Origin of the sequence: Streptococcus sp. HMSC065H07 (genome assembly GCF_001837325.1) — a bacterium.
Taxonomy (GTDB): Bacteria; Bacillota; Bacilli; order Lactobacillales; family Streptococcaceae; genus Streptococcus; species Streptococcus salivarius_H.
Map to the genome: position 1 here is coordinate 13693 of NZ_KV832061.1, position 16765 is coordinate 30457.

Sequence of the window (16765 nt, forward strand, 5' to 3'; positions counted from 1 at the left end):
TTAGTGAAATGAGAGGCTAGAAACAGTTTTTCGTTCGCCTTGCATAAGGAAAATATCAAAAATAAAAGGTATAAAAAATGACATACGAAGTTAAATCTCTTAATGAAGAATGTGGTGTTTTTGGTATCTGGGGTCACCCAGATGCTGCCAAATTAACTTATTTCGGACTTCACAGTCTCCAACACCGTGGTCAAGAGGGAGCAGGAATTCTCTCAAATGATGCGGGTCAATTGAAGCGTCATCGTGATATGGGGCTTCTCTCAGAAGTTTTTCGTGATCCAGCCAACTTGGACAAGCTAACTGGAACAGCTGCTATCGGTCATGTTCGTTATGCGACTGCTGGTGAAGCTTCTGTAGACAATATTCAACCTTTCTTGTTTAAGTTTTATGACAATCAGTTTGGACTTGCCCACAACGGGAACTTGACTAATGCAGAGTCACTTAGACGTGAGTTGGAAAAAAATGGTGCAATCTTTAACTCGACTTCTGACTCAGAAATTTTGGCCCACTTGATTCGTCGTAGCCATAACCCGTCCTTCATGGGTAAGGTGAAAGAAGCCTTGAACACTGTTAAAGGTGGATTTGCTTACCTCCTCATGCTTGAGGACAAGCTCATTGCAGCCTTGGATCCAAATGGTTTCCGTCCCCTTTCTATTGGTAAGATGGCCAATGGAGCTATTGTGGTTTCATCTGAAACCTGTGCCTTTGAAGTGGTTGGAGCAGAGTGGATTCGCGATGTGAATCCAGGTGAGGTTGTTATCATCGATGATAATGGCATTACTTACGATAACTATACAACGGACACCCAATTGGCTGTTTGCTCAATGGAGTATATTTACTTTGCCCGTCCTGATTCAAATATCCAAGGGGTCAATGTCCATACAGCTCGTAAACGTATGGGTGCTCAATTGGCACGTGAATTCAAACATGAAGCAGATATTGTAGTTGGTGTGCCTAATTCATCACTTAGCGCAGCCATGGGATTTGCAGAAGAATCAGGCTTGCCAAATGAAATGGGCTTGATTAAAAACCAATACACTCAACGTACCTTTATCCAACCAACACAAGAATTGCGTGAGCAAGGGGTTCGTATGAAGCTCTCTGCCGTATCAGGTGTTGTTAAAGGCAAACGTGTGGTTATGATTGACGACTCTATTGTACGTGGGACAACCTCACGTCGTATCGTTAATTTGCTAAAAGAAGCAGGAGCAACAGAGGTTCACGTAGCAATCGGTAGTCCAGCCCTTGCCTATCCATGTTTCTACGGTATCGATATTCAAACACGTAAGGAATTGATTGCGGCCAATCATACAGTTGAGGAAACACGCGAAATCATTGGTGCGGATAGCTTGACTTACTTGTCTATTGATGGCTTGATTGATTCTATTGGAATTGACACAGATGCACCGAACGGTGGCCTTTGTGTGGCTTACTTTGATGGTAAATATCCAACACCATTGTATGACTACGAAGAACGCTATTTGGAAAGTTTGAAAGAACACACTTCTTTCTATTAAGAGTAGTCTAGAAGGAAAAAAGAGTAAAAAATTATGTCTAAAAATGCTTACGCTCCACGTCTAACTACTGACTAAAAGCTAAAGCATTTGTCAGTAGACGCTTTGCCCTATGGAGCCAAAGCTGGAGACCTGACTAGTATTTTTCTCGAAAAAAAGAAAAGGAATAAACAAATGACAAATAAAAATGCTTATGCCCAATCGGGTGTGGACGTTGAAGCAGGTTATGAAGTTGTTGAACGTATCAAAAAACATGTTGCCCGCACAGAGCGTGCAGGTGTCATGGGAGCTCTCGGTGGCTTTGGTGGTATGTTCGACCTTTCAAAAACGGGTGTCAAAGAGCCAGTTTTGATCTCAGGTACAGATGGTGTCGGTACTAAACTCATGCTTGCTATTAAGTACGACAAACACGATACTATCGGTCAAGACTGTGTCGCTATGTGTGTTAACGATATCATCGCTGCAGGTGCTGAGCCCCTTTACTTCCTTGACTACGTAGCAACTGGTAAAAATGAACCAGCTAAATTGGAACAAGTCGTTGCTGGTGTTGCTGAAGGTTGTGTGCAAGCTGGTGCAGCTCTCATTGGTGGTGAAACTGCTGAAATGCCTGGTATGTATGGTGAAGACGACTATGATTTAGCAGGTTTCGCGGTAGGTATCGCAGAAAAATCTCAAATCATTGACGGTTCAAAAGTGGCTGAAGGTGACGTGCTTCTTGGACTTGCTTCAAGTGGTATCCACTCAAACGGTTACTCACTCGTGCGTCGTGTCTTTGCTGATTACACAGGTGAAGAAGTTCTCCCAGAACTTGAAGGCAAAAAACTTAAAGACGTTCTTCTTGAACCAACTCGTATCTACGTCAAAGCGGCTTTGCCACTCATCAAAGAAGAATTGGTGAATGGAATTGCCCACATCACAGGTGGTGGTTTCATCGAAAATGTGCCACGTATGTTCTCAGATGACTTGGCTGCTGAAATTGACGAAAGCAAAGTGCCAGTCCTTCCAATTTTCAAAGCTCTTGAAAAATATGGTGAAATCAAACATGAAGAAATGTTTGAAATCTTCAACATGGGTATTGGTCTCATGCTTGCGGTTAAACCAGAAAATGTTGAACGTGTCAAAGAACTTCTTGACGAACCTGTTTATGAAATCGGTCGTATTGTGAAGAAAGATGGCGCAAGTGTGGTGATTAAATAATGGCTAAAAGGATTGCTGTATTTGCCTCTGGCAACGGCTCAAACTTCCAGGTGATTGCAGAACAATTTCCAGTAGAATTTATCTTTTCAGATCACCGTGATGCCTATGTCTTGGAACGTGCCAAGAATCTTAATGTGGTTAGCCATGCCTTTGAACTCAAGGAATTTGACAATAAAGCGGCTTATGAAGAAGCTATCGTCAAACTCTTGGATGATCACCAGATTGATTTGGTTTGTTTGGCGGGTTATATGAAAATCGTCGGCCCAACCTTGCTAGCAGCTTACGAAGGCCGTATTATCAATATTCACCCGGCTTATCTCCCTGAATTTCCGGGGGCTCATGGTATTGAGGATGCTTGGAATGCAGGTGTTGACCAGTCTGGTGTAACTATTCACTGGGTGGATTCTGGCGTTGATACCGGAAAGGTCATCAAACAAGTCCGTGTGCCACGCCTTGAAGTTGATACCCTTGATACTTTCGAAACTCGCATCCACGAAGCAGAGTATAAGCTCTATCCAGAAGTCTTGGATAGTTTGGGAGTTGCACGAAAATAAGGAAGTGCTAGAGCTGAAAGAAAATTTTCGACTGTAGCAGATAAAGAACTTTTTTAAAAAAGGAAAAGAAAGAAAATGACTAAACGAGCACTTATTTCAGTCTCAGACAAAGCGGGCATCGTTGAATTTGCCCAAGAACTCAAAAAATTAGGTTGGGATATCATCTCAACAGGTGGTACCAAAGTTGCCCTTGACAATGCTGGGGTAGGCACTATTGCCATTGACGATGTGACTGGTTTCCCAGAAATGATGGACGGACGTGTTAAGACCCTTCACCCAAATATCCACGGTGGTCTCCTCGCTCGTCGTGACCTTGATAGCCACCTTCAAGCGGCTAAGGACAATAATATCGAATTGATTGATCTTGTTGTGGTAAACCTTTATCCATTCAAGGAAACCATTCTCAAACCAGACGTGACTTACGCTGACGCAGTTGAAAACATTGATATCGGTGGGCCATCAATGCTTCGTTCAGCAGCTAAAAACCATGCTAGCGTAACAGTTGTGGTAGATCCTGCTGATTATGCTGTTGTTCTTGACGAATTGTCAGCAAACGGCGAAACAAGTTACGAAACTCGCCAACGTTTGGCAGCGAAAGTATACCGTCACACAGCTTCATACGACGCTTTGATTGCAGAATACTTCACAGCTCAAGTGGGTGAAACAAAACCTGAAAAACTCACTTTGACTTATGACCTCAAGCAACCTATGCGTTACGGTGAAAACCCTCAACAAGACGCAGACTTCTACCAAAAAGGTTTGTCAACGGCTTACTCAATTGCATCAGCTAAACAGCTTAACGGTAAAGAATTGTCATTCAATAATATCCGTGATGCTGATGCTGCTATCCGTATCATCCGTGATTTCAAAGACCGTCCAACAGTTGTGGCTCTCAAACACATGAACCCATGTGGTATCGGTCAAGCTGATGACATTGAAACAGCTTGGGACTACGCTTATGAAGCTGACCCAGTGTCAATCTTCGGTGGTATCGTCGTTCTCAACCGTGAAGTTGACGCTGCGACGGCTAAGAAAATGCACGGTGTCTTCCTTGAAATCATCATTGCACCAAGCTACACAGACGAAGCACTTGAAATCTTGACTACCAAGAAGAAAAACTTGCGTATCCTTGAGTTGCCATTTGACGCTCAAGATGCTAGCGAAGTGGAAGCAGAATACACTGGTGTTGTCGGTGGACTTCTCGTTCAAAACCAAGACGTTGTTAAAGAAAGTCCCGCTGACTGGCAAGTTGTGACCAAGCGCCAACCAACTGATACAGAAGCGACAGCTCTGGAGTTTGCTTGGAAAGCGATCAAGTATGTCAAATCAAATGGTATTATCGTGACTAACGACCACATGACACTTGGTGTTGGTCCTGGTCAAACTAACCGTGTGGCTTCAGTCCGTATCGCCATTGAGCAAGCTAAAGACCGTCTTGATGGTGCTGTTCTTGCTTCAGATGCCTTCTTCCCATTTGCAGATAACGTGGAAGAAATCGCTAAAGCAGGTATTAAAGCTATCATCCAACCGGGTGGATCAGTACGTGACCAAGAGTCAATCGAAGCGGCTGATAAACATGGTTTGACAATGATCTTTACAGGCGTAAGACATTTTAGACATTAAGAAATAAAAAATTCCATCTGAAATGACGGAATTTCAGATGGAAGACAAAGTCCTCAGAAGTTATACTTCTGGGGACTTTTCTTGCTTTGAAGGAGTATAATAAAAGAAAAAGGTATTTGATGAGGTGCTTCTATGTTTCACAAAGAAAACCCTGAGTACAATCGACGTCAAGTAGGATTCTATACGCTTGATGAACTTGTGCCTAAAGACCATTTTCTAAGAAAAGTCGAGGAAACGATTGATTTTTCTTTTATTTATGATCTTGTCGAGGATAGTTATTCCTCCGATAATGGTCGTCCTAGTTTAGACCCTGTCTTGTTAGTTAAGATTCCGTTGATTCAATGTTTTTATGGCATTCGTTCTATGCGCCAAACCATTAAAGATATTGAGGTGAATACGGCTTACCGATGGTTTCTTGGCTTATCTCTGGATGATAAGGTACCACATTTTACAACTTACGGTAAGAACTATAGCCGACGCTTTCAAAATAAAGAATTATTAGCACACATTTTTAGTCATGTGCTTCATCACGTTTTGGAGGCGGGGCTCATTGATTCCTCAGAAATCTTCATCGATGGGACACATATCAAGGTAGCTGCTAATAATCATAAGTACAAAACTGTTGTTATTGATCAAAAAGCTAAATTCATGAGTGAACAACTGGAAATTGAGATTAATTTAGATAGGAGAAAACACGCAAAAAAGTTCTTAAAGCCCGCCAAAAAAGGTGAGGCTAAACCTAAGAAACAATCAACGACAGATCCAGACAGTGGTTGGTTTCACAAGGGAGAGCACAAGGAAGTCTTCGCTTATAATGCTCAGGTAGCTTGTGATAAACATGGTTGGGCCTTGGCTTATACAGTTGAAGCAGGTAACATCCATGATAGTCAGGCCTTCCCTGCTCTTTTTGCCAAGTTAGAACCCTTCTTCCCTGAATTCATTATTGCGGATTCAGGCTACAAAATACCTAGTATTGCCAAGTTTCTTTTGGAAAAAGGGATTACGCCAGTATTTCCTTACACTAGACCAAGAGGTAAGAGAGGCTTTCTACGTCCTAAAGACTTTGTCCATGACGAACATTTTGACTGCTATCTTTGTCCAGAGAACCAGGTATTAACTTACCGTACAACGACACGTGAAGGTTATAGAGAATATAAAAGCAATCCCAAAATTTGTAAGACCTGTCCCTTGTTAGCGATTTGTACAGAAAGTCGCCAACACCACAAAGAAACGATAGAACGGTTATTCGGAACAGCTAAAGAATATCATAACTTGCGTTATACCAGAGAAAAAGGAAAGTCCAAAATGGAAGATAAGGTGGGGCTTACTTTAGAATGTCTAAATATCAAAAATTGGTAAAAATGATAGCAGGAAAGACCTGTTATTTTACCCAAATACCTCAATATTATTGGAGTATGGGAGAGTTAGGTAAGAATATAAAAAAGACAAACATTAAAAACGATATTTGTCTTCATTCTGAAATTCCATCTGAAATGATGGAATTTTTCTATAATATAGAACGACTTAAAAAAATGAAATCATCGGATTATAAGAAATATAGGATAGAGAGGGTTTATAATATTTTGCAATGTATAACTCACTATCCCAAAATGGAAGAACTAATTGATTGTAACCATCTCTACTACAAGACTGCTAATTTTTTCTAATTCTAAAAAGAAAATAATAAGGTTTTTAGTAAATTTGTAGAATTAAATGATAAGCCCTGTTGTAAAATGAAGTGCAACAGGGCATTGATTTTTATTGATAATATACCTAATTAAGTCTAACTCTAACTCTTACTCTGACTAATTATTTATGATAGAATAGAAATATACCCTTAGAAGAAACGAGTTTAAAAATGGTAAAACAACTGGATTTTGTGGCTTATCGAAAATTGAAAAATATACAAATAGATTTCTCTCAACATGTTAATATTATAGCTGGTACGAATGGTACGTGTAAATCATCAATTCTTCATCTAATTAGTAATTCATATCAAAAAATAAAAACTACTTCTGACATCGTAACGGATGCTCAAGCGATTAAAGTAATTTCTAAAATTAATAGAATACTGAATCCTAAAATTGAAGGTTTGACTAGAGGTGACGAAGAATATAATAATCCAGCTCCGGGAGTTCCTGGGACTCTATACAAATGTACCTACGATAATGATTACGAGTTAAAATTTAGGAGACACAATGCTTCGGATAATACTAGATTTGCCATAAAACCAGAATATAAGATTGGAAAGAACGATGCACTACCGATGATGCCGGTAATTTATCTAGGTTTATTTAGATTATTTGCTTTTGGAGAATTTTCAGATGATGAGTCTATTAAGAACATTACTCAGAAACTCCCAATAGAAATAAAAAGTGAATTGAGAGAACTTTATAATAAATTTACAGGTTATAATATAGAGCTTGAACAGTTAAATGAGATGGGAGTTATAAAAAATAGGGCAGATTTTAAAACAGATACGAAAGGAATTGATTCAAATACAATTTCTGCTGGTGAAGACAATTTATTTATTATTCTTTTATCGTTGGTTTCGTTAAAATATTATTTTGAATCGATACATTCAAATAATGTTGTAGAGAGTATTTTGTTAATTGATGAAATTGATGCAACCTTGCATCCTGCCTTCCAAATAAAACTGCTGGCTCTCTGTTTGGAATATTCGAAAAAGTACAAAATACAAATTATTTGTACCTCTCACAGTTTAACTATGATAGAGAAGTGTTTGAAGGAGAAGGCAAAGGTAATATATCTTTTAGATAATATTGACTATGTTATACCAATGGAGGATGTAGATATATATAAAATAAAAATGTATTTAAATCAATCATTGAAAGATGAAATTTACATAGGAAATAAAATCCCCATAATTACTGAGGATGATGAAGCAAGATTGTTTTTATCATTGCTACTGAGTTATTATGAAGAAATTTATAAAGATAGTATAGAACGATATTTTCATTTAGTTAATGCAAGATTATCTAGTAGTGCTATAAAAAATTTAGCCGAGGATAAAATGTTGAGCAGATCTACATTGCGAACTATAAATATTCTAGATGGTGATATGGAAACTAATTTAAGTGATAATATTACTGTCCTACCAGGTTCTTTATCTCCGGAAGAAGTTGCATTCACCTATTCACAAAAATTGTATGAGAAATCTGAATACAATGATTTTTGGGAGAATAAAGTCTTATTGAATCAAGGATATACAAAAATTTACTTTAGAGATAATATATTGAAGCAATATAAAGATAATCTATCAAAACTAGAACAAGCAAAACAAAATAGCGATTCACATGGTAAAAAAAGGGAGTTAAATAAAAGTCTTTTTAAAGATTATCAACAATTTTGGAATCAAGTCTTGTATTATTGGATTAGGAATGATGAAAATAAAAATGAAATAACAGAATTTTATGAAAATCTGTTTAAACTTTTTAAAAAAACTGCAGAATTTCACGATATAAATCCTAAGGAATGGAAGAGTGTAAGTCATGAATAAAAGAGTGTTAACCCCATTACGCTACCCTGGAGGAAAAACTAAAATTTATGATTATATCAAAGAGCTTATTTGTTTAAATGAATGTACTACCTATATTGAACCATATGCAGGTGGGGCAGGTGTTGCAATAAAATTACTTTTAAATGATGTTGTGGAAAAAATCATGATAAATGATTATGATAAATCAATTTATGCATTTTGGTACTCAGTCTTATTTTATACAGATGAATTGGTTTCGAAAATAAAGGAGACAAGTATCTGTATTGAGGAATGGCATAGGCAAAAGGAAATCCAAAAGAATAAATTAATTACTGAAGATTTGCTAGAGCTAGGTTTTTCAACGCTGTTTCTCAACAGAGTAAATCGTTCAGGGATTATTAAAGCGGGAGTGATTGGTGGGAAGGAACAAAATGGGAAATATAAGATGGATTGCCGTTTTAATAAAGAAGATATCATAGATAGGATTATTAGAATATCCCATTATAGAAACCGTATAAAATTATATAATCTGGATGCAGAGGTATTCATTAAGAAATCCATATCCCATACTAGAAATTCATTTACTTTTTTTGATCCCCCTTATTATGAAAAGGGACCAGGACTTTACACAAATTTTTATGGGCATGAGAATCATGAAAGTTTATCGAAAACAATTGCCAAATATATGCAGAGTAAAAAATGGATAATAACTTATGATAATCATCCTAACATAGGAGATATTTATTCTCCATATGATAGTTGTCTTTATTATTTAAACTATTCTGTTACTAAGCCTAGCAAAGGTATTGAGTATATCTTTTTCTCACCCAATACACAAAAGGGTGAAGTGAAGCGTTTTCTTAAGTTGTTATAAAGATTGGATGTACTCAATAAGATAGATAATCTATATAATTATGAATCCAGATAAATTATATAGAGCTAAAACAGTTATTGAATACTTCATTTCGCTTGGTTTTAAATAGCACCGTCTCTATTTGCCTAAGAGTTTTTGTACCTAAAATTCACTATTCATTATATAGTTTGTGGAATAACCACCTAAGAACGGCTCTTTTCTAACATTTGTCAAGTCTATCAAGGCTTTAAGTGAAAAATGAGATAAGACAGTAGCTATTCTGAGATTACTGTCTTTTTTATTTCAGTACATGAAAAAAACAACCGTTCTCACGATTGTTCAATAGATTTAAACCTTTTCAAGGACAGACTGAGTTACCCAAGTCTTGCGATTGCCGATTTGGACGAGGACGCCATCGCTTGGTGGGTCAATGGCAAGCACTTTGAAGTTACCTGGAATGGTAAAAGTCTCACCAGGATTGAGGTACTGGTCTGATGTTGGATTGCCTTGTCCATCAACTTCAAGAACGGGTCCAGGGTCAACGATATTGTGTTTAGTTGGTGTACCTCCAGCTAAATCTTGGCTAGTAATATTACTTCCTACGATTGATGTGACACGGAAGGTTCCTGTGAAGCGGACCGTATCGTCAACTTTGATAGAAGGGTTAGTAGGATTTCCATTTTGAGCTCCTGAATCGATGTCTTTAAAATGGATATAGCCAGACACTTGACTCTTATGGAAACTGCGTTTATGGTATTTCTCAGGCCCTTGTCCCGCATCGTAGTTGTACTCTTCAATGGTCACCTGATCATCATGAACTTCCGCAACCCAAGCGACATGCCCCATGTGACCAGCTCCATTGACACCAGCTGAGAACCAGGCAATACTCCCTACAGCAGGATTCATGTCAACACGGTGACCATTGGCACGTGCGATACTGCCCCAAGTGATGGCATTTCCATAACCTACAGGTAGAGTGAAACCGTTGGTGTTACTGAGGCGATAGGCCGCAAAGGATGTGCACTGACGCCAGTACATGGTCCAAGGATCAACGCCGAAGCCCCCATATTTCCAAGAGGAAGGGTAGTCATCTCCGAGGACAGCCGCCTGAGCAGAGCTGCCGCACGAAACCGAAACAGTCGCTAGACAAGCTAGCGGTAAGAGACAATTTAGTAATTTTTTCTTCATTTTAACCTCCACCTACCTATTCGCAGTTTTTCAGGAAAATGAAGATATTTTTGCGTTTAAGCCTCCCTTAAGCTGATCAGGATATACTATCATTAATCCTAAATAACTTTTTTCATTTTCATAATCTCCCAAGAGGTGGTCCAAGTGGCCGCCTTTTTTATGTCCAAATTTGGATACACACCCATATCTCCGAACAAATATGTTATAATGGTTATGTATAATTCGTGAAAATTGCTAATTTTTCCGAATGATTGTCGTTAACGGGCATTTGCCCCTAGTCTTATTTGATATTGAGGTATCTTTCAAATGAAACTTTTGGTTGTTGGTTCTGGTGGTCGTGAACATGCGATTGCCAAGAAATTATTGGAGTCTAAGGATGTTGAGCAAGTTTTCGTAGCTCCTGGTAATGACGGGATGACATTGGACGGTCTTGATTTGATCAATATCGGAATTTCCGAACATTCTAAGCTGATTGACTTCGCAAAGGCGAACGATATTGCTTGGACCTTTATCGGTCCAGATGATGCCCTTGCAGCTGGTATCGTGGATGATTTCAATGCAGCTGGTCTTAAGGCTTTTGGTCCGACCAAGGCTGCGGCTGAGCTGGAGTGGTCTAAGGATTTTGCTAAGGAAATCATGGTCAAATACGACGTTCCGACAGCAGCCTATGGCACATTTTCAGATTTCGAGGAAGCCAAGGCCTACATCGAGGAAAAAGGCGCTCCAATCGTCGTCAAGGCAGACGGCTTGGCCCTAGGTAAAGGTGTCGTCGTTGCGGAGACGGTTGAGCAAGCCGTCGAAGCTACTCACGAGATGCTTTTGGACAATAAATTCGGTGATTCAGGTGCGCGAGTGGTCATCGAGGAATTTCTTGACGGGGAAGAGTTTTCTCTCTTTGCCTTTGTCAATGGAGATAAATTCTACATTATGCCAACGGCTCAGGACCACAAACGTGCTTATGATGGGGACAAGGGCCCTAACACTGGTGGGATGGGTGCCTATGCGCCGGTTCCTCACTTGCCACAGAGTGTGGTTGACACAGCGGTTGACACTATTGTCAAGCCAGTCCTTGAAGGTATGATTAAAGAAGGTCGTCCTTACACTGGTGTCCTTTACGCTGGTCTTATTTTGACAGCTGACGGCCCTAAAGTCATCGAGTTCAACTCACGTTTTGGCGATCCTGAAACGCAAATCATCTTGCCTCGTTTGACTTCTGATTTTACGCAAAATATCACTGACATTTTGGATGGCAAAGAGCCAGCTATTACTTGGACGGATAAGGGTGTGACACTAGGTGTGGTTGTAGCCTCAAACGGCTACCCACTGGCTTATGAGAAGGGTGTCAAACTTCCAGCCAAGACAGAAGGCGACATCATCACTTACTATGCCGGTGCGAAATTCGCTGAAAACGGGCAAGACCTCCTCTCAAATGGTGGACGCGTTTATATGCTGGTTACCACAGCAGACACCGTCAAAGACGGCCAAAACATTATTTACAACGAACTCAACAAACAAAACACAGAAGGCCTCTTCTACCGTACGGATATCGGTAGCAAAGCAAACAAATAATCAGCGACCGTAGGTCGTAAAAGGCGAGCGAAAGCGAGCCAAACTAAGATAATGGTCGCCGTGGTGAAAAGACCAGAACAGGATCTGTTCTGGTCGGGGGAAACTTTGAGACCGTAGGCTCAAAGTTTAGGAATGAAACCGAAGGTTTGCTTCCGTCCCCACCACCTAAGACCATTATCAAAAAAGAAAAGGAAAAATTATGACTAAACCAATTATTTCCATCATCATGGGCTCAAAATCCGACTGGGCAACCATGCAAAAAGCTGCTGAAGTTCTCGACAACTTCGGCGTCGCTTACGAAAAGAAAGTTGTTTCCGCACACCGTACACCGGACCTCATGTTCAAACATGCCGAAGAAGCACGTAGTCGTGGCATCAAGGTCATCATCGCTGGTGCAGGTGGCGCTGCTCACTTGCCAGGGATGGTCGCTGCTAAAACAACCCTTCCAGTCATCGGTGTGCCAGTCAAATCACGTGCTCTTAGCGGTGTAGATTCGCTCTATTCTATCGTTCAGATGCCGGGTGGTGTACCTGTCGCAACCATGGCTATCGGTGAAGCTGGTGCGACTAACGCTGCCCTCTTTGCCCTCCGTCTCCTCTCAGTAGAAGACAAGGCCATTGCAGATGCGCTTGCTAACTTTGCTGAAGAACAAGGGAAAATCGCAGAGGAGTCTACAAATGAGCTCAACTAAAACCATTGGTATCATCGGTGGTGGCCAGCTCGGTCAGATGATGGCTATTTCAGCTATCTACATGGGCCACAAGGTTATCACCCTTGATCCTGCAGCAGATTGTCCATCTTCTCGTGTGTCTGAGGTTATCGTGGCACCCTACGACGACGTAGACGCCCTTCGCCAGTTGGCGGACCGCTGTGATGTTCTCACTTATGAGTTTGAAAATGTCGACGCTGACGGCCTTGACGCTGTTATCAAAGAAGGACAGCTCCCACAAGGAACAGACCTGCTTCGCATTTCGCAAAACCGTATCTTTGAGAAAGACTTCCTCTCAAACAAGGCTAAAGTAACCGTTGCCCCTTACAAGGTAGTGACATCTAGTCTCGATTTGGAAGATATTGACCTTTCTAAAAAATACGTCCTCAAGACAGCGACAGGTGGTTACGATGGCCACGGTCAAAAAGTCATCACGTCAGCCGACGATTTGGAAGAGGCAAATGCCCTTGCTAACTCAGCCGAGTGTGTCTTGGAAGAGTTCGTCAACTTCGACCTCGAGATTTCGGTCATCGTGTCTGGTAACGGCAAGGATGTGACGGTTTTCCCAGTTCAGGAAAATATCCATCGCAACAACATCCTCTCTAAAACTATTGTGCCTGCCCGTATTTCTGACAGTCTAGCTGAGAAAGCTAAAGCTATGGCTGTGAAGATTGCTGAGCAACTTAACCTCTCTGGTACCCTCTGTGTGGAAATGTTTGCGACAGCTGATGATATCATCGTCAACGAAATCGCACCACGCCCACACAATTCAGGCCACTACTCAATTGAAGCCTGTGACTTTTCACAGTTTGACACGCATATCTTGGGCGTTCTCGGAGTACCACTTCCAGCAATCCACCTCCATGCACCTGCTGTCATGCTCAACGTCCTCGGCCAACACGTCGAAGCAGCTGAGCGTTATGTCACAGAAAATCCAAGCGCCCACCTTCACATGTATGGTAAACTAGAAGCGAAGCACAACCGCAAAATGGGTCATGTGACTTTGTTTAGTGATGAGCCAGATAAGGTTGAGGAATTTGGGAAAGGGATTGATTTTTAAGTGAAAATAGCGATTCTAGGACTTGGAGTGATCGGGACTACTTATGCCTATGCTTTTCAAAAAGCAGGTCATCAAGTGGAACACGTACTGAGAGATAGTAAGAAAAACAATGCTCCCAAGGAGTTGTCGGTTGATCTGCTAGATGGCCGCTATCATTCCAAAGGTGAGAACAAACACGACACCTATGAGGTTCGTGTGGCAGAAGCTGATTCGGAATATGATTTTATTTTTCTGAGTGTGCGTCATGGGTTTGTCAAAGAAGCTGTGGAAACCTTGCGAAAAAATAATATCAAAGGCACTCTCGTTTTCTTCTGCAATTTCTGGAATACTCGAAAAGAGGTCCAAGAGTGGGCAGGAGATTACGACTATATTCTGGCTTTTCCGACAGCGGGTGGTCATATGCAGGAGAACCATTTAGATGGCGTCTTGTTTGACCATTTAATGCTAGAAGGTGAGCAAAAAGCACACATTTCTAACTATGCTGATTTGACGGATTTACTGACTTCTGCAGATTTGAAGTGGGAAGTGCCTCATGATATGGTCGAGTGGATTTGGATTCATATGGCGATTAATGCAGGTGTTACTTCGACAGCTGCACGTTCAGGGAATCTGGAAAACCCAGAAGAATTGGCTTTGAACTTGATGAATAGTTCGTCGGAATTATCATTGGCTATCAAGGCCATTCGAGAAGCTTTGAAAGTCGTAGAAGCGCGTGGTGTGAATTTGAAGCTTTACAAAGCAGAACTATTGCCATACAAAATTCCCGCTTGGATTGCAGGAAAAGCCATGAAAGTCATGTTTGCGAAAAATGAGCTGACCCGAAAAATTATGACCTTGCACAATGATAAACAGGACATCTTCTACTGTTGTCAAAGTGTTTATCAGACCGGTCAGGAGTTAGGTGTGAAGATGCCTATTCTGGAAGTAAATATGAAGGGCATTTCGATTTAGGAGGTTTTATGATTCAACTCATCGTTAATGCATTTGTTGAAAAAGATAAGACTGGAGCAGTCGTCGAAGTCTTGTATGCTAGTAGCAATCACGAAAAAGTGAGAGCTAAGTATGAAGAGTTGATTGCTCAATATCCTGAAAACTATTTAGCTATCTATGATTTGCCGATTGATACTGATTTGAATACACTGGATCACTATCCATCAGTGTGGATTGGGAAAGAAGAATTTGAATAAGATTTCCATCGGTTGCTTAGCTGATGTGAAATATCAAAAGAATATTGCATATAAAACTAAAAAGAAGTGGACATAGGATCCCATTAATTTGAGCTCAAACGTCCAATCTTTGATAGAATTAAATAAACAAAAAAGAAAGGAACAAGGGCATCGTATTCTTTAACTGAATACGGGCTACGGACTTGGTCAAAAAGACAGTTTTTCCTAGAAGCTGACGCTTCTTCGTCTAAACTCCTATTTTGACTGTGTCCGCTTAACGCCCTTAATATCTTAATTATGATCGAACGTTACTCTCGCCCTGAAATGGCGAACATTTGGACTGAAGAAAATAAATACCGTGCTTGGCTTGAGGTGGAAATCTTGGCTGATGAAGCATGGGCTGAGTTGGGGGAAATCCCTAAGGAAGATGTGGCTTTGATTCGTGAAAAAGCGGACTTTGACATCGACCGTATTTTGGAAATCGAGCAGCAAACTCGTCACGATGTGGTTGCCTTCACACGTGCGGTTTCTGAAACGCTTGGTGAAGAGCGTAAGTGGGTTCACTATGGTTTGACTTCTACTGACGTGGTAGATACTGCCTATGGTTATCTCTACAAACAAGCCAACGATATCATCCGCAAGGACCTTGAAAACTTCCTTAACATCATCGCTGACAAAGCGAAAGAACACAAGTTCACGATCATGATGGGTCGTACTCATGGTGTGCACGCTGAGCCTACAACTTTTGGTCTTAAATTGGCCACTTGGTACAGCGAAATGAAACGTAACATCGAGCGTTTCGAGCATGCGGCTGCTGGTGTGGAAGCTGGTAAGATTTCTGGTGCGGTTGGTAACTTTGCCAACATCCCACCATTCGTTGAAAAATACGTCTGCGATAAATTGGGTATTCGTGCTCAAGAAATCTCTACACAGGTCCTTCCTCGTGACCTTCACGCTGAGTACTTTGCAGTTCTTGCCAGCATCGCAACTTCGATCGAGCGTATGGCAACTGAAATTCGTGGTCTGCAAAAATCTGAACAACGTGAAGTGGAAGAGTTCTTTGCCAAAGGTCAAAAAGGGTCTTCAGCAATGCCTCACAAACGTAACCCAATCGGTTCTGAAAACATGACAGGTCTTGCGCGTGTTATCCGTGGTCACATGGTAACAGCTTATGAAAATGTGTCACTCTGGCATGAGCGTGATATCTCTCACTCATCAGCTGAGCGTATCATCACACCAGATACAACCATCTTGATTGACTACATGCTTAACCGTTTTGGAAATATCGTCAAGAACTTGACGGTCTTCCCAGAAAACATGATCCGCAACATGAACTCTACATTTGGTTTGATTTTCAGCCAACGTGCGATGCTTACTTTGATTGAAAAAGGCATGACGCGTGAGCAAGCTTACGACCTTGTTCAACCAAAGACTGCCCAATCATGGGATAATCAAGTAGACTTCAAACCACTTCTTGAAGCAGATCCAGAAGTAACTTCACGTCTCACTCAAGAAGAAATCGACGAAATCTTCAACCCTGTTTACTACACTAAACGTGTGGATGAGATCTTCGAACGCATCGGTTTGGGTGATTAATCTAAACAAAATAGCAAAAAGCAGGCTAGACCTGCTTTTTTTGATGGTGACATTTATGTCACTATTTTTGATTCCTTTTCAGCCTTATAATAGAGTCATCGCTAGAAAACTGTCAGGAAGGAGAAGTTAGAAATCTTAAAAGGACGACTTAGCTATTTACCGGAACTTAGCCTCCTAATAGTAAGCATTGCTTATAATACTATCCGCATCATGAATGATCTTGGAAGTATCAAAGCC

13 protein-coding genes and 1 pseudogene are annotated in these 16765 nt (G+C 40.7%); 13 read left to right on the forward strand and 1 reads right to left on the reverse strand.

What is annotated here, in order from left to right:
* Window positions 1-77: 77 nt before the first annotated feature.
* The 7 genes and pseudogenes from purF to HMPREF2637_RS10570 all read left to right on the forward strand — a co-directional run bounded on the left by purF (window position 78) and on the right by HMPREF2637_RS10570 (window position 9261).
* Entirely contained in the window at window positions 78-1517 is a 1440-nt protein-coding gene (gene purF, locus HMPREF2637_RS10540) for an amidophosphoribosyltransferase (protein ID WP_002889568.1), read from the forward strand.
* Window positions 1518-1688: 171 nt separating this feature from the next.
* Entirely contained in the window at window positions 1689-2711 is a 1023-nt protein-coding gene (gene purM, locus HMPREF2637_RS10545) for a phosphoribosylformylglycinamidine cyclo-ligase (protein ID WP_013989890.1), read from the forward strand.
* A complete protein-coding gene (gene purN, locus HMPREF2637_RS10550; RefSeq protein WP_064525001.1) occupies window positions 2711-3265 on the forward strand; it encodes a phosphoribosylglycinamide formyltransferase in 555 nt (184 codons plus the stop codon). The genes purM and purN overlap by 1 nt, the downstream gene beginning before the upstream one ends.
* A 75-nt stretch (window positions 3266-3340) precedes the next feature.
* A complete protein-coding gene (gene purH / locus HMPREF2637_RS10555) occupies window positions 3341-4888 on the forward strand; it encodes a bifunctional phosphoribosylaminoimidazolecarboxamide formyltransferase/IMP cyclohydrolase (RefSeq protein WP_064524998.1) in 1548 nt (515 codons plus the stop codon).
* Between the two features lie 132 nt (window positions 4889-5020).
* Window positions 5021-6366, forward strand: a pseudogene (locus HMPREF2637_RS10560) (IS1182 family transposase); the annotation flags it as partial.
* 380 nt (window positions 6367-6746) lie between these two features.
* On the forward strand, window positions 6747-8408 hold the full coding sequence (locus HMPREF2637_RS10565; protein WP_064524995.1) for an AAA family ATPase: 1662 nt from the start codon (window positions 6747-6749) through the stop codon (window positions 8406-8408).
* Entirely contained in the window at window positions 8401-9261 is an 861-nt protein-coding gene (locus tag HMPREF2637_RS10570) for a DNA adenine methylase (protein ID WP_064524994.1), read from the forward strand. The genes HMPREF2637_RS10565 and HMPREF2637_RS10570 overlap by 8 nt, the downstream gene beginning before the upstream one ends.
* Window positions 9262-9588: 327 nt before the next feature.
* On the opposite strand, the gene HMPREF2637_RS10575 is transcribed toward HMPREF2637_RS10570, so the two are convergent.
* Window positions 9589-10428, reverse strand: coding sequence for a CHAP domain-containing protein (locus HMPREF2637_RS10575; RefSeq protein ID WP_064524991.1), 840 nt, complete (start codon window positions 10426-10428; stop codon window positions 9589-9591).
* A 306-nt stretch (window positions 10429-10734) separates the two neighbouring features.
* Between HMPREF2637_RS10575 and purD the strand changes: the two genes are divergently transcribed.
* From purD to purB, 6 genes are all read left to right on the forward strand, one after another.
* Window positions 10735-11997, forward strand: coding sequence for a phosphoribosylamine--glycine ligase (gene purD / locus HMPREF2637_RS10580; RefSeq protein WP_064524986.1), 1263 nt, complete (start codon window positions 10735-10737; stop codon window positions 11995-11997).
* Window positions 11998-12196: 199 nt separating this feature from the next.
* Window positions 12197-12688, forward strand: a complete 492-nt coding sequence (gene purE / locus HMPREF2637_RS10585; RefSeq protein WP_064524981.1) for a 5-(carboxyamino)imidazole ribonucleotide mutase — start codon at window positions 12197-12199, stop codon at window positions 12686-12688.
* Window positions 12675-13766: a 5-(carboxyamino)imidazole ribonucleotide synthase gene (purK, locus tag HMPREF2637_RS10590; protein ID WP_064524976.1), complete on the forward strand. Its 1092-nt coding sequence runs from the start codon at window positions 12675-12677 to the stop codon at window positions 13764-13766. Before purE ends, purK begins: the two co-directional genes overlap by 14 nt.
* Window positions 13767-14717, forward strand: coding sequence for a ketopantoate reductase family protein (locus tag HMPREF2637_RS10595; RefSeq protein WP_070840193.1), 951 nt, complete (start codon window positions 13767-13769; stop codon window positions 14715-14717).
* A gap of 8 nt (window positions 14718-14725) precedes the next feature.
* Window positions 14726-14953: a phosphoribosylaminoimidazole carboxylase gene (locus HMPREF2637_RS10600; protein WP_070840195.1), complete on the forward strand. Its 228-nt coding sequence runs from the start codon at window positions 14726-14728 to the stop codon at window positions 14951-14953.
* Between the two features lie 276 nt (window positions 14954-15229).
* Window positions 15230-16528 carry an adenylosuccinate lyase gene (purB, locus tag HMPREF2637_RS10605; protein WP_070840197.1) on the forward strand — a complete coding sequence of 433 codons (1299 nt, stop codon included), beginning with the start codon at window positions 15230-15232 and terminating at the stop codon, window positions 16526-16528.
* The last annotated feature ends 237 nt before the right edge of the window (window positions 16529-16765 follow it).

Coding starts and splice junctions, on each gene's coding strand:
- purF (WP_002889568.1), top strand. CDS start 78: ATGACATACGAAGTTAAATCTCTTAATGAAGAATGTGGTGTTTTTGGT.
- purM (WP_013989890.1), top strand. CDS start 1,689: ATGACAAATAAAAATGCTTATGCCCAATCGGGTGTGGACGTTGAAGCA.
- purN (WP_064525001.1), top strand. CDS start 2,711: ATGGCTAAAAGGATTGCTGTATTTGCCTCTGGCAACGGCTCAAACTTC.
- purH (WP_064524998.1), top strand. CDS start 3,341: ATGACTAAACGAGCACTTATTTCAGTCTCAGACAAAGCGGGCATCGTT.
- HMPREF2637_RS10565 (WP_064524995.1), top strand. CDS start 6,747: ATGGTAAAACAACTGGATTTTGTGGCTTATCGAAAATTGAAAAATATA.
- HMPREF2637_RS10570 (WP_064524994.1), top strand. CDS start 8,401: ATGAATAAAAGAGTGTTAACCCCATTACGCTACCCTGGAGGAAAAACT.
- HMPREF2637_RS10575 (WP_064524991.1), bottom strand. CDS start 10,428: ATGAAGAAAAAATTACTAAATTGTCTCTTACCGCTAGCTTGTCTAGCG.
- purD (WP_064524986.1), top strand. CDS start 10,735: ATGAAACTTTTGGTTGTTGGTTCTGGTGGTCGTGAACATGCGATTGCC.
- purE (WP_064524981.1), top strand. CDS start 12,197: ATGACTAAACCAATTATTTCCATCATCATGGGCTCAAAATCCGACTGG.
- purK (WP_064524976.1), top strand. CDS start 12,675: ATGAGCTCAACTAAAACCATTGGTATCATCGGTGGTGGCCAGCTCGGT.
- HMPREF2637_RS10600 (WP_070840195.1), top strand. CDS start 14,726: ATGATTCAACTCATCGTTAATGCATTTGTTGAAAAAGATAAGACTGGA.
- purB (WP_070840197.1), top strand. CDS start 15,230: ATGATCGAACGTTACTCTCGCCCTGAAATGGCGAACATTTGGACTGAA.